Below are 15,298 nucleotides of genomic sequence, written 5' to 3'. Positions count from 1 at the left end.
TAAATGAGTTTTTAATGCAATTCCCTGATGATGATAACGGCCAACTTTTAGCCGAAATAGCCGCTGCTGGCATTGATTTAAATAAAATGCACCAAGTCGATTTTTTTATTTTATTTGAACAAGAAGCCGATGCTGAAAAATTTGCTAAAGAAATAGTCTCTGATGCATTAGTTCAAAATGCTGAGCTTGAAAAATGTAAAGACACTGGCGTTTGGGAAGTTATCACTCAAGTACAAATGGTGCCAGAGCACACCCTTTTAGGACAAGCAGAGCAATACATTGAAAGCATTGCTAATAGCTTTAATGGATACGGTGACGGCTGGGGATTAATGGACGGTGACGAGGCTTAGTTGCCTTTTAATTGTATTAGTTCAATGTACTCTATCAGTTAAGCTTAGCGGCTTAACTGATTTGCCTTCCTAAAATTGCCTTTATAATCAAATAGCTTATCAGCTACTTTCCAACCATATTTTTTGCTTTTTCGTGCAATAACAAAATCCGGTGGTACTAATTCAAATTGTGCTTTTACTACTTGCTCTGCAGTTTTAAAATTAATAGGTGTTTGCCCAAGCCCCACACGTTGACCAAATTGCTTATTAAATATAAATTGCCCGCCTTTATTTGCGAGGTTATATACTTCATCGCAACTTGCACCATCTTCATCAAAATACGTTATTTTAATAAGTTCATCTTTAATTTGAGTTACCGATAACCCACTACATCGAAGCACAAGTGCGTCTTTTAAGTTTAATGCATTACGTAACTTATCATCAGGGTCGGCCATAACCGCGCCACAATCATGGCATTTACGTGCAGCAATATCATTTTGGGCACCGCACTGCTCACACTCTTTAAACCTAAAACGATAATCGCACTGCTCTTTATGCCCATCATCATCTTCTAACAGCCCTTTACAGCGCCTGCCAAAGTGCTCGATTACTTTTCCTGCGGAATCAGTTTTACCCCAAAATATATTCGCAAAACCACAGCCAGGACAAAGTACCTGCACAGGTTCATTATCACTATCGCCTTTTTTATCGCCTACTTCTGGGTGAAATAAATTAAAACCATTGCCGGCATAATCTATTACTAAGCAATCCGTTTTTGATTCAGATAGCCTCAAGCCTCGCCCCACAATTTGTTGATATAAACTAACTGATTCTGTAGGTCTTAAAATAGCTATAAAGTCGACATGTGGCGCATCAAAGCCGGTTGTTAGTACCGATATATTAACTAGATACTTTAATTGCTTAGCTTTAAATTGCTTAATGATTTTATCGCGCTCAGTGTTTGGCGTATCACCTGTTATAAGTGCACTTTGCTGAGCTGGTAGGTAGCTTAATATTTCCTGAGCATGCATTACCGTGGCTGCAAAAACCATAACACCTTCACGCTCTTCACTGTATTGAATTACTTGCTGTAATATCGCTTTCGTTGCGCGCTCACTGTTTTTTAAAAGCGCATTCATATCATCAGTCGTATATTGCCCAAATGCATTGCTATCTAAAGACGAAAAATCATAATGGCTAATCGCTGCATCAACTTCGTTTGGCGGCGTTAAATAATTATGTTTGATCATATACCTGAGTGGTAATTCAAAAATACAACTTTTAAACGGGCTTTCATTAGTCCCTTTAACAAAGCCATGATAATGATGATGGTATATCCACCCCGTTCCTAGCCGATAAGGTGTTGCTGTTAAACCCAATACTTTTAACTGAGGGTTATATTCTTTTAAACTACTTATTACTTTTCCGTACTGGCTTTTTTTATCCCCATTTACCCTGTGGCATTCATCAATAATAAGTAACGAATAATGCTCATTTAATTTATTTAAATTACGAGAAAGTGATTGCACACTGGCAAAGGTTACTTGATGGTTTAATGACTTTTCTTTTAAACCTGCTGAAAATATACTCGCCTCTAAACCAAAACTTTTATATTTTTGCGAATTTTGCTCTACCAGCTCTTTTACATGAGCAAGCACTAATATTTTTTGCTTAGCTATACGCGCAAGTTCAGCAATAACAAGGCTTTTACCTGCGCCGGTTGGTAGTACAATAACGGCAGGATCATTACTCTTTCTAAAGTGTAAAACGGTTCGTTCTACGGCTTCTTGCTGGTAAGGTCTTAGTTTATAGCTCATGGGAAAACAAATAGGTTTGAGTGAAGAGATTTTAGCAAATAATAGCTGGGAGTTTTAAACTTTAATTATATTTTATTGAGGGGGAAACAAAAAAGAGAAGCCGAAGCTTCTCTTATATTTAGCTTTAGGCTAAAAATTTCTCAAGCTCAACACCTTCAAACGCTTTAGGACGACGGCCACGGCCTGTCCATTCAATAGTCTCACCATTAAGTTCCATGCGGTACTTAGGCTTAACTTTAGTACGTTTGTCTGATGCTCCATCTTGTAAATCTTCTAGCGTAAGTCCTTTTTCTTTTAAAAGATCCAAAACTTCCTGTTTCGCTTTTTGCTGCTGGGTATATTTTGAAATTGCATCATTGATAAGCTGTTGGGCTTTTTCAAGATCCGTTAATGATGCTGTTTTAATAAAAGATCGGACTTCTTTCATTTATATCTCGCTAAATTGTGTGATTGGATTTATTTAATTATTCTTTTTTAGTATAAGGGTATTTTTCAGGAATGACTATTACAAGATATAAACTAAATAATCCCTCTGTTAAATATACGCTATTAGTCCTACCTTATTAAATTAGGAGTAATTTAATATAAATTGTCGATGTATAAGGGAACTTCATTTTATAAAATATATAGTCGATAAAAAACACTACTAATCCGTTGAATAATAAATGCCAGCTTTCAGTACAATAAAGCAGCTAAAAACTTATATGTAATTTGCAAATATCATTACTTCGACTCAATTAAAAACCACATTATCTATTTTTCGTGTCAGGTGAATATAATCGGAAAATCACAAGGTAACAAACTTAAAAATAAAGTGGGCCAGTAAGTACATACAAACCATAATTAAAATTTTAAAGATAAAATTGCAAACCAAATGTAAAAAGGTCAGAAGCATAAGCAACTGACCTTTTTTTATAATCGTCAACGTATTGAAGACGAAACATAATCTATAAACGATTTTTAGAAGTTTTGTTCAACTTTTAAAAATACAGCTCGGCCTAAAACATCATATAATGATGTTGAAGCATCGCGATAACCTCTAGTGCCATCGTTTAGCTGTGGTGCTTCTTTATCAAACACATTGTTCACACCTAGTACAAACTTACCATTCCACTCATGGTTATATGATACTTGGATATTGTGTTTAATATAGCTTGGAATATCAGCTAAATATGTTACACCATACTCTTCATTACCTGAGTCTTGGTCGCCTATGTAGTATGTAGTCCATGCTGCACCAAATGCATCATTAGTCCAATCAAAAGTAACATTACCACGAAGCTCTGGGTACTCTTGTAAACCAGCGTAATCGAATGCGTCAGCACCCTCTTCTGTTACTTCTTCAAAGTCACTTACATAACTTAACTCACCTTTAAGAGCGAAGTTACCAATGCTAGATTCAAACATGTAAGCTGTTTTAAAATCAAAACCTGATGTTTCTAAACTCGCCATATTTTGGTCAAAGCTGTACATTACATCAATACGACCTGTATTTGGATCGCGAACTACTGCAGGGTTAGAACCATTGTCTTGCTCGTCTTTTAATAGACGTTCAACACTTACTGCTGCAATTCTGTTTTCTAACTTAATATTATAGTAAGAAAGCTCTACAGATAAGTCATCTGTTACATTCCAAACAAAACCTGTTGTAAATGATTCACCTTCTTCTGGCTCAAGATCTGGATTGCCACCAAACCAAGTTTTATGTTGCTGTGAAGCATTTGGGTTACAGTAAATAGCATCAGAACCTGCATTGCCTTGCGTATCACACCAAATTGTATCGTAAGCTTTTTCGAAGCTTAGTGCCTGACTAGAGAACATTTCGCCCATGTTAGGTGCACGGAACGATTCACCCCAGCTAGCTCGCACTAATAGCGCATCAGAAGGACGCCATGCAACACCAATTTGAGGGGCAACATTATCGAATGTTCCTGATACAAATTGTGAACCAACGTCACCTTCTTGCTCGTACTTGTCGTATCGAACAGCTGCTTTAATATCAACATTGTATGGTAGGTTTACTTGAAGCTCTGAATATACAGATGTTCTATCACGTTCTGCATTAACATCGTCACCACCTGAGCCACCTGACACACGACCTGAAGCCGATTGAGGGTCACTCATTTGTTCAAATTCTACTTGCTCAAATTCAGCACCAACTACGCCAGCAATCGAAACATCACCATTATCAAACAATAATGTAGATGCTACCGTATCAAATTGAGTACTTGTAAAACGAGCTTGATACACACCTGTGTGAGCAGCTTGCCCATACAAGTCTTTCATGCTGCTATCCCAGTTAGCAAAGCTCATTCCTGATGTATTAAAGATATCATATTCGCCGCTATCAATTAATTTCTGAACAACATCATCATTTATCAGGTTTGTATTGAATGAGTTAGTTGTAGAACGGCTGTGTTGTACATTAAATTCCCAGTCAATACCATTTGCAACATCTACAAAGCCGACTAAACCACCTAAGAAATCAATACTATTAATTTCAGTACGAGTATCTCGCTCACCAATGTTAGCTGAGCGCATGTATAGAGTTAAATCTTCGCCTACAGGGTTTAAAGGATTATCAGCCAACATAGTTGGTTGGTTTGTAGATACAGGTGTACCTGCATAGCGAGAATCAGTTTCAGAAAGTGATGCACTTGCGCGGCCACGGAACTTTAAGTTATCAGTGAATTCATAATTGAAATTTGAAAGCATTGAGTTCTGAGTAGTATCACCAAATAACTTAGTTACTGCACCATAGTTATATAAACAGCGAGTGCCACCATCAACCGTGTTATTTGATTCTGCACACATAGTAGGGCTTGTAACCCAACCACTAGCACCATTACCATTTGGAACTGAGCTAAATGACGAATAATCAGCATAAGTCTCATCATTTAATTTCCAAATATCTCTATCGTATACTGATTCAGCATCATAATATTCATAAGTTAATGTAATATTACCTTTCTCACCAGAGTAACCTGTACTTACGTTAAAACGATTTGTATCACCACCTTCGGCACTAGGTAGCTCAGTATCATATGAAAAACTTAAACCGTTAAAGTCTTTTTTTGTAATAATGTTAATAACACCTGCAACAGCATCTGAGCCATATACAGCAGAAGCACCTTCACGAAGAATCTCAATTCTTTCTACTATTGCCATTGGAATACGAGAAGTATCTGCGGCAGCGCCTGAAGACGAACTTGTACCAGGCATACGGCGACCGTCAAGTAGCACTAATGTGTACTCAGCCCCAAGGCCACGCATGTTAATATTACTTGTTGCTGCTGCGCCGTTACCGTAGCCAGACATACCACGCCATGAACCAAAGCTATTTACAGAAGTATTATTTAAAACATCAGCAACTGATGCTTCACCTGATAATTGTAGATCTGCAGCGGTAATAACAGTTACTGGTGATGATGTTTCCATATCAACTTGCTTAATGCGAGACCCAGTTACTTCTATACGCTCAACTTTTTCTTTTTCTGCTGCCATAGAGCTTGCAGAAAAAGCAGCGGTGGATACCGCACTAAAAGCAATCGCTAAGCGAACTGCCTTTGAAACTTTATTATTTAACATTTGATTCTCCCTAGAATACTATTTTAATTATTTTGTTTTCAAAACGGTCTGTAATTAATCACAGTACCTGTTTCGATTTGAATAGTAGTCCCAAGTTATGCAAAAGGTCAACACTTGGCTAACCAAATAAAACCCTTTATTTACAAAACCTTAAAGTAACAAAAAACAAACACAATGCTCTTTTTGCATTATTGCATTATTGCATTATTGCAAAAACTTGATTTAGAATAAGTGCTATTTACTGAAGAAATCATATCTAAGTCTCGCCTCAAACAAGTTACTTACTTCCTTATTGTGGCGAATTATGTAGGTGTAAAAGCATGCAAAAAATAAATTACCTACATAAAATTAACAAAAATGATTGAGACAACTATAGCTATTCAACTATCTGAAAAAGTACTACTTGGCCTTTCTAAAAAAGAAAAAATCCATAAAGCTATATTTTCATTGATTTCCAAAATCGTGCACAGAAAGCAGGCTAACTAAGATATCTGAGTCACTTTTTGTAGTAATTACTATTAAATATGTATAAATGCTTAGTCTATATCAGTAAGTCAGCGAGCTAGGAGTGCTAATAACTCCTTGTATAGATAAAGACGCTAGGCAAGTGACGCAAGCTTAATACTTAAACGAAGAAATGAAAGAGTTGCAGCTGTTATGCGTAATGTAATGTGATGCTGCTGATAGCTTTAATACTCAAAGATATTAAAGCACCACCCTATTCATTAGATTAGAATATAATAAATTTAGAATAGGCTTTTAAAGGATACGAAGACGTTGTTAACGTAGCTTTGAAGCACGTAATCACTCTATCAATACAGTAATTGGCATATCAGATATGATCAAGGTTGAGGGCTGTACTACCAAATAATATATCCAACCACCACATTTTCAGCTTAAGTAATGAAAGATAATCTTTTGTTGATATCCATTATGTTTTTAAACTTCTGAAGAACCGCTAAGTAAATCCAACAATTTCCAGTCTAAAGAAACGTAATATCAACTAGATATAAAAAATTTTTGCCTAGTTATAGCGAAATTTACTTATCGTTAAATAAACCCCATATATAAGCCGGTTGGTATAAACACATATTAGGGCAAGTAAAATATAAAAAAAGCCTACTGAAATTTCAGTAGGCTTTAATATTAAACACTTTCGTTTATAAACTTATTTACTAAAGATATTAGAAACGTAAGTTTAGTCCTAAGTTGAAACGTCTGCCGTATACGTCGTAATACTCACCTTCATCGTATGTGCCAGGATTTCTAGGAGGTGTAATATCAAATAAGTTTGAAACACCTAATCTTACTTCAAGCATTTCGCTAACAGTATAACGACCATTTATTGACCATTCTGTATAAGAAGGAACATCATTATAGTTGTTATTTTCAGCAGTCCACTCTCTGTCTAATACTGTTGAATGACGGTATTTACCAATCATACCTACGTATAAATCATCGTAAGTATAGCCTACCGTTAGGTTACCCTGCCAACGAGGGTATCTTACTTCACCAACTGTAGGTGTTGGTTCATAGCCTTCGCTAGAAACATCTGTATTAAACTCTCTATGCTCAAGGTAACTTGCTAGTAAACGGAAGTTAAATGAACCGTAGCTCGTTTCATACTTGTATGTACCTTCTAAATCAACACCTTTAAGAGAGTAAGATGCTAAGTTATATGGTCCATTACGAACCTCAGAAATATCAAGAGTCGTAGGATCACGGTCAACTAAGTCACAAGCACTATTATCTAAACTAGACGCTTCGTAACAATCATCAATAACACGCTGTGCACCTAAAGAGTTAATTGCATCTTCAACGTCAAAACTCCAATAATCTGCAATTAACGTGATATTTTCAGTTGGGGTATAAATTACACCAAATAATGTATCGTCAGACGTTTCTTCTTGAAGGTTTGCATTACCTGAATTCACACTTGGTGGAGTAACACTACGCCAATCATCAGATGGTCTCCAATCTCCAACTGTAGTACCTGGGTTTGGAATACCTGCAGCTTGACAGTTAGCAATTAAGTTTGCTTTTTTGCTATCACTCGCTGTAGATATATTAGTTTGGTCACATGGATCGCCATAAGACGCGAATGACTGAGTACCAGCAGAATAAAGTTGAGATAATGATGGAGCACGAACCGACTTAGACTTTGTACCACGGAAACGAAGTTCATCGTTCATTGCATAGTTAAAGCCTACCTTCCAAGCTACATTATCGCCCACTGAAGAGTAATCCATGTAACGAGCGGCTAACTCAAGGCTTAATGAATCAACAAATGGTGCATCCACTAATAATGGAACTGACATTTCAACACCAATTTCATCAACTGTAAATTCACCATCCCATGCTTTTACAAAGTTACCAAACACTAGATTATTCTGCATTGCTGCACCAGGTTCATTAGAACCAGTTTCTTTACGATGCTCAGCACTTAAAGCAAAAGAAACACCACCGGCAGGCATATCAAAAGCATAACCTGAAATAACACCACCAATAACTTGCTGCTGTTTAACTTTAGAAATTGATGCTGAGGTAGTAACGTAATCTAAAGCTTCTTGAGATGCACCATTAAGACCGAACAGGCTTAATGCCTGACAACCATCTAACGCACCAACTAAAGAACCATCTGAATCACGGTCAGCACAACGAATTGCTCCGTCAATTTCTACCGCGTCAATAGCCTTGTTAAAGTTCTCAGTAAGGAATTCACCGTTCCATGTAGTGTCGTTTTTATTACGACCGTAACTAAAATATACTTCGTAATCGAACTCTTCTAGTAGTAACCCTTGGAAAGAAAGAGTTGTATTAAGTGTTGTACGATCATCTTCATAGGTACGATTACCAAAACCCGAAGCAAGCTTATAAATTGTAACTGAATCTCTACCAGCTTCATCTAATTGTGCTTTAGCAGCTGGGTCTAAAAATGCATTATCTGAACGAATCGATTCAGCAAGGAAAATTGGGCTACTTTCTGCATAAGCACTAGCTTTTGAGAAAGAAACTTCAAAATTCATTGAATGATCATCAGCATAATTATTTACTATGTTTGTAAAAACATTGAAACGATTAAGTGGTGTTGCAAGATCTTGATGTTCAATAAATTTGTAACCATTAGAGAAGCCGTCACCAAAATATCTAAGTTGATTATTCGGCGCAGGTCTTGTTACACCACCAACTATAACGGGACTAAACTCACCATTATCACCAAATACAACATGGCCATCAGGTAAGAAAGCATCACCTGCGCGATCGTAATAGCCTAGTGTTTGCAAACCGGCAAACTCACCTGTAGCTAAAATATTCTGTGGAATTCCATCCGTGTCAGAAACGTTATCAGGGTTTAACATCCCAGAAACTGGGTTACGAAGAAAGTCACGGTCTTGAGCTTCAAGCTGTTCTGTTTCTGAGTAAGATAAGCTCGTAATAAAACTTATTTTATCGCTTTCACCACCAAACGTGAATGAAAAAGACTCTTCTTCACCACCACTTTGTTCTGTAATAGATTTTTTGTAGTTGAAGTCCATAGTATCTTGAGACTTTTTCAAAATAATATTAACTACACCCGCAATTGCATCTGAACCGTAAACTGCTGACGCGCCGCCATGAACAATATCCATACGTTCAATCATTTCAGTCGGAATGCCGTTTAAATCTACCGCAGGATTATCTACAGAAGCACCTACGTATCGACGACCGTTTACAAGTACTAAAGTACGACCTTCTCCAAGCTGACGAAGATCTGTAGTATTGATACCCGCACCAAAAATAGTGTTAGTAGTTGTTGTAGGTGCAGAGCCTACGCCAGATGAAGGCAGCTTTTGTAACAAGTCTGAGATGTTTGTGATGCCGGCATTAGATAGCTCTTCGCCAGTAATTGTAGTTACAGGAGTAGGTGAAACCTCTGAAAAACGCTTAATACGCGAGCCTGTAACCTCTATACGTTCTACTTTTTCAACGCCTTCTTCTGCCGCAATTGAATTTGCAGCGAAAACAGCCGTTGATGCTGTACCAAAAGCAATCGCTAAGCGAACTGCCTTTGAAATTTTATTGTTTAACATTTGATTCTCCCTAGAATACTATTTTATTATTTATGCTTAATTTTTAAAATTAATGCGCAATAAAGCCACTTAATAAGACTAAAAATGCCTATATGAAGGTACAGTAGGACTTTATTGTGTGACGGATGATAGCACTAGAGAAACAAAGAGGTCAACACATTATTAACTTTAAACCAGCAAAAATAACAAATGTATCTTTCACCATTACATTAAAATCAACAGTAAGCAGCTGATTTTATTGAAAAAGTAATATGTGTATATTTAAAGCTTATATCACCTTAAAATAAAATACTTTAATAACAATAACTTGAATGTTTGTAAAGATTTGTAACAAAGCATCGCTAAAATATATAAAAACATTCATATTTAGTAGACTTATCTAAAGCTGCAGGTTTAAAAAAGTGTCTCTTTTATTTAAGGTTGAATAAAAATAACTTTACTATCAACTAGATAGCCTCACTTCTATACCTTAACAATAAGATGTATATGCGATTACTTTAGTCTTTTCGAGTATATGACTTATAGTATGCTTGTAAAATTTATTATAGGAATTGACCCAATTAATGTATAAACATACATAATTACTTACTCCTTCCTTATTTTGCAATCTGAGTTGTTAATTTTATGCTTAGATATGTGAAAAAACCTTTTGAAGTAGTCACTTAAATTTTATCCTGATCTTTTCAGGGTAGGTAGATTATAACCAAGCTTCCTGTGTGGATTTTATGTAAATACCTACTACTGCCCGCATTTAATTTGTTTGAAAATTCAATTTAGAACTATTAGGTACACTTGTCAGATTACAAGTTTGGTTATATTATTTTGTAATTTCGCCTACATCGCGTTTAACCTGATTTATTGATCTAGCCAGCTGCAAATCATAAATAAACTTTCTTTGATATGTCGTAAAAATGTTCATTATCATTTTTATACTCGAAAAGAGCATCGACTGATGAGTGTTTGTTTAATGACAGGAAATTATCAACTCAATTGTGAAGGTAGTGCTTGAACATTTGGTTATTAACTGGCCAATATTATTCCTTAATACTTGTTCTAATAATATTGAAACCATCTCTTTATTTACTAATTTGATAATATTCACTTGAGTATCACATCGACCGTAAAATCAAAGTTAAAATATGCAAAATTATCAGATAAGCTGCATGTATTTGATACGGCCTTAACTGGTAATATTTAATGTACTTAAGAAGAGTTGCCCCCTCTTAAGTGTAATGCGGGATATCCTCTATATTCATATTTACAGATACTTTTGGCGGGAGCCTCTAAAATAATTATCGCTATAAATAGAACAACTAAAATTTATAATTACTCAGAATAAATAAGCTATAAATTACAAATCACTTAAAAAACTTATTACCATCAAAATCAACCACTTAATCGAGCAAATAGAAAAATAATATATAATAATTTTGTAAAACATACGTTATTGAAATACGAGAAAGCACCAACTAAATACAAAGTTACCACGTTAACAAGGTTTGGCAGATAGTCGAAAATCAATGAAATAGTGTAGCTTGGAGGAGGGGTAAGTTTAATAGCAAATAGTTTACTTAACATAGATAACCTATCTGTATTATTATTAGTACAAACACATTAAGATTTCAAACATAAGTTAAAGTATTGCAATTAAACTTAGTAGTAAAATTAGTTCCTATCTTGGTAAATATTCCCTCTTTTGTTAATTTCTCTCATTGCCTCTTGGTTTTTTTTGCGTCTTTCTTCTGCCAACTCTTTTGACATGCATGTACGCTTTTTAATATTACTACCTGTCACCGCTATTTTTTCGCATGCCATATTTTCATTACTGCTTAGAGAGTCTTCACTCAGTGAACTACAACCAGATAGAAATAGTAAATTTAAAATGATTATCAGCTCTATTTAGCTATCAACGATATCGACCATACGAAAACTAAAGCCATATCACCGCAGACGAACGGTATCTGCGAACGCTTCCATAAAACGATATTGCAAGAGTTTTATCAGGTGACATTCCGTAAAAAACTATATAGTTCACTGGATGAATTACAGAAGGATCTAGACGAATGGATGGTTTACTAAAATAATGACTGAACTCATCAGGGGAAAATGTGCTGTGTAGAACAACATTAGAAAAATTATTAGACGGAAAATCGATTTAGGCTGAGAAAAGTTTAGCTCAAATCTAAACTGACAGTCACCGATTAATAAACGGGTAACTGTCAGATCGAGTCTGATCTAGTACATTTAATAACTGGCGAGTATCTCATTTAGAGCAAATTCGATGGGTGATTGATTTCTTATTAATCACACTAATACAGTTAATAGCTTTAAATTAAAAAACCCATAGTGAAATTCACTATGGGTTTTATTTAGCTGTAACTTAAAGTTAGAACTTCAGATTAAAGCTTACATGAACAAAGCGACCTAGCGTGTCATAAAAACCTGCAACTGTGTTTGCATTAGAAGCTACAGTATTACCAACTAACGGTGGCTCTTTATCGAAGATATTATTCATACCGCCAGTAAAGGTTAAATGCTCGTTATATGAGTAGCTACCTGAAACATCAATAAAGTTATATGCTTCAATACCGCCATCATCAATTAATAACGTATCTGCAGTTCCTTCATAATCTACAGATCCGTAATAACGCCATTTAACACCAACACGCCAATCATCGCGTAGGTAATTTACATTAGCCGTGTGACGCCATTTTGGAGATGCAAAACAGTCTGTACTAATAGTGCCTGAACAATCGTAAGCTAATTCCGCATCACCTAAAATAGGTTCAACTTCTTTTTGAATGCTGTAGTAACCATTAATATCAAAGTTTAACGCACCTTCTTCTAGGTCCATTTTGTAAGCTGCTGTAAAGTCAACACCTTCCCATGTTTGACCACCAATGTTATCGCTCAAGTTTGTAACGAAACCAGCTTGGCCTAACCATAAGCTGCCAGATGGGCTACGAGTAACATTGTCACAGAAGAATGCATCGCCTGTTTCAGCACAGTTGTTAATAATTCTTTCTGCACCTACAACACCAATTACTTTTTCAATTTCAATTTTGAAATAATCAATTGAGAAGTTAAATCCATCTAATGGATTTGCAACTAAACCGATTGTGATTGTATCGCCTTCTTCTGGCTCAAGTAACTGATTACCACCAGCGAACTGATTATATTGACCAGCTGGAGACTCACCAATACCGCCGTACTGTGAAGCACTTACACCTGTATTAGCACATTGGCTAGCAGAATAAGTTGGACGGTCACCTACAGCAGCAGCATTTGGATCACCAGCACAAGGGTCATCACCACTCCACAAGCTAATGCTTTGTGCAGAAAATAACTCACCAACATTTGGTGCACGCACAACTTTTGCATAACTTGCTCTTAATTTGTATGCATCTGCAATCGTGTAATCTGTACCAATTGAGTATGTAGTATCTGAACCTGTTGTTGAATAATCAGACCAGCGAGCAGCAGCAGATACATTTAATTCATCAAGTACAGGAATTTGTAATTCACCATAAACTTCATTTACATCAATAGCACCATACAAGCTCGGAGAAGGACCACCTTGACCTAGCAGTTGACCTTCTTCATAAACAGTATCTGAAACACGTTCGTAATCTTGCTCACGACGCTCAAAACCGAACACTGCAGCGATAGGAGTTGATGCTGTTGGTAATGTCCAATCAAATTCACCAGTAACATAACCGCTATAAATAATTTGCGTTACTAAGCCTGTTTGTGTTCCAACACCAGCTAATTGTGCTGCCTGCTCTGCGGTAACACCATCTAGTTCAAATACGTTGTATAATAAACAACCATCTGCAGTATCACACTCTGTACCTACAGCACCAACGCGTGGAGCAATTTTCGGCGAAAGTAAATCATTTTTATAAACTGAGCTTGATGTTGTTGCAGAGTAGTTATAGCTAATATCGTAAGACCAGCTATCGTTAATCTCACCTTCCATACCGGTTAAGATTCTGTATGACGTATGCTCAAGGTTATCTTCTCGTGGACCACCTTCAACGTTACGCTTACCAATATAAGCAACAAATTGATCATCGCCGTCTTGGCTAAATAAAGTTTGTAGCTGTTCTTTTTGAAGATCAGATAACAATGGGTTGTTATAATCGAATAAGATTTCTTCGTTATAAAAAGTACCAGATTCAGCAATTTGGCCAGCTGTTCTGTTGTGCATAAATGAGAATTCTAAATACGGTCTAAAGTGCTCATTTATTTCGTAATCAATAAATGTACCAAACGTAAAGCGCTCATTTGGACGTAAGAAGTGGTTTACCGGTGCAAAGTTATAACGGTAGCCATCATCTTCCATAAAACCTTGGCCATTTGGATTCAAATAACCAAAAAGATTCTGATCGTAATCAACTTCACCATCTACAACCGGATAAATATCAAAATGAGGATTTGGTGTTGTAGCAGAACCACTACATGATTGACCATTACCACCCAAAGCACACGATGAGTAGTCGCGAGTACCTTGTACTAATTCGTTCTGACGGTTATAAGTAACATAACCTACGGCATGACCTTTTCCGCCATCAAATCCACCACCAACAGTAAAGTCGATGCTGTAAGCTTTACCATCGATTCCAGTATTACCTGTATCGTAGTCATAGCCTTTATCATCCATCAAGCCTTGCATGTATTTATTATCATTGTTGTGCTGGAAGCCAGATGTACCCACATTTAGTGAAATACCATCAAACTCATCATCCATAACAAAGTTAACAACACCAGCTACGGCATCTGCACCGTATACTGCAGCTGCGCCACCTGTTAGCACATCAACGCGTTTAATTAAAGAGGCTGGGATTTGGTTAATATCAGCAACTTGAGACGTTATGCTACCGGCCTGCATTCTACGACCATTAATTAACACTAGGGTTCTGTTTGAGCCTAAGCCACGTAAATCAACAGTTGCAGTACCTGTTGCGCCATTAGCTAAAAATGAACTTTGAGCAGCTTCTATTTGTGGAAGTTGATTTAAAACATCTTCAACACGAGTAAAACCACTTAACTTAATTTCTTCAGCAGTCATTACTGTTACAGGGCTAGATGTTTCTAAGTCAGTTCTTTTAATTCTAGAACCAGTAACTTGAATACGCTCTACTTTCTCTATTTCATCTTCAGCTGCAAAAGAATTTGCTGAAAAAACAGCTGTTGAAGCTGCGCCAAAAGCAAGTGCAATACGCACCGCTTTAGCTACTTGATTATTTAACATTTGATTCTCCCTGGTGTCACTACTTAATCGTAGCAATCATTATTTATTTATTTTTATAGTTACAGTTAGTTAACAGTAACTAAAACAAATAATAAACAAAAACCACTAAAAAGCCAATAAAAGTTAATGGGATTTTGCAAAAAAGAAGATTAAAACGATATAAAGAATAAATAACGAGCTAAATTAGAATTAATTACAAATATGCAGGTTAAAAACCCAAGATAATTGCCATTTTGGGTA

General features: G+C 36.2%; 6 protein-coding genes and 1 pseudogene. 2 read left to right on the top strand and 5 right to left on the bottom strand.

Annotated elements, in window-relative coordinates:
- Window positions 1–14 precede the first annotated feature (14 nt).
- A complete protein-coding gene (locus AAEY62_RS10085) occupies window positions 15–350 on the top strand; it encodes a ribonuclease E inhibitor RraB (RefSeq protein WP_007378192.1) in 336 nt (111 codons plus the stop codon).
- A gap of 44 nt (window positions 351–394) precedes the next feature.
- Here the strand turns inward: AAEY62_RS10085 and radD are convergent, their stop codons facing one another.
- The 4 genes from radD to AAEY62_RS10065 form a co-directional block, all read right to left on the bottom strand.
- Window positions 395–2,146, bottom strand: a complete 1,752-nt coding sequence (gene radD / locus AAEY62_RS10080) for a DNA repair helicase RadD (RefSeq protein ID WP_350586483.1) — start codon at window positions 2,144–2,146, stop codon at window positions 395–397.
- A 124-nt stretch (window positions 2,147–2,270) separates the two neighbouring features.
- Window positions 2,271–2,573 (bottom strand): H-NS histone family protein, encoded by a 303-nt coding sequence (locus AAEY62_RS10075; protein WP_007586043.1) that lies wholly within the window; start codon window positions 2,571–2,573, stop codon window positions 2,271–2,273.
- 533 nt (window positions 2,574–3,106) lie between these two features.
- The gene (locus AAEY62_RS10070) at window positions 3,107–5,734 is read right to left on the bottom strand and encodes a TonB-dependent receptor (protein WP_024590779.1); all 2,628 of its coding nucleotides are present in this window, start codon (window positions 5,732–5,734) and stop codon (window positions 3,107–3,109) included.
- Between the two features lie 1,184 nt (window positions 5,735–6,918).
- Window positions 6,919–9,804, bottom strand: a complete 2,886-nt coding sequence (locus tag AAEY62_RS10065; protein WP_024590778.1) for a TonB-dependent receptor plug domain-containing protein — start codon at window positions 9,802–9,804, stop codon at window positions 6,919–6,921.
- 1,881 nt (window positions 9,805–11,685) lie between these two features.
- On the opposite strand from AAEY62_RS10065, the pseudogene AAEY62_RS10060 reads away from it, so the two are divergent.
- A pseudogene (locus AAEY62_RS10060) lies at window positions 11,686–11,963 on the top strand (integrase core domain-containing protein); the annotation flags it as partial.
- Between the two features lie 227 nt (window positions 11,964–12,190).
- Here AAEY62_RS10060 and AAEY62_RS10055 read toward each other — a convergent pair.
- Window positions 12,191–15,058: a TonB-dependent receptor domain-containing protein gene (locus tag AAEY62_RS10055; protein ID WP_024590777.1), complete on the bottom strand. Its 2,868-nt coding sequence runs from the start codon at window positions 15,056–15,058 to the stop codon at window positions 12,191–12,193.
- Window positions 15,059–15,298 lie beyond the last annotated feature (240 nt).

Source organism: Pseudoalteromonas sp. GW168-MNA-CIBAN-0100, from assembly GCF_040309225.1.
Taxonomy (GTDB): Bacteria; Pseudomonadota; Gammaproteobacteria; order Enterobacterales; family Alteromonadaceae; genus Pseudoalteromonas; species Pseudoalteromonas arctica.
The sequence above is the reverse complement of the archived record's forward strand: the minus strand, read 5'-3'. Positions and strand labels throughout refer to the sequence as shown.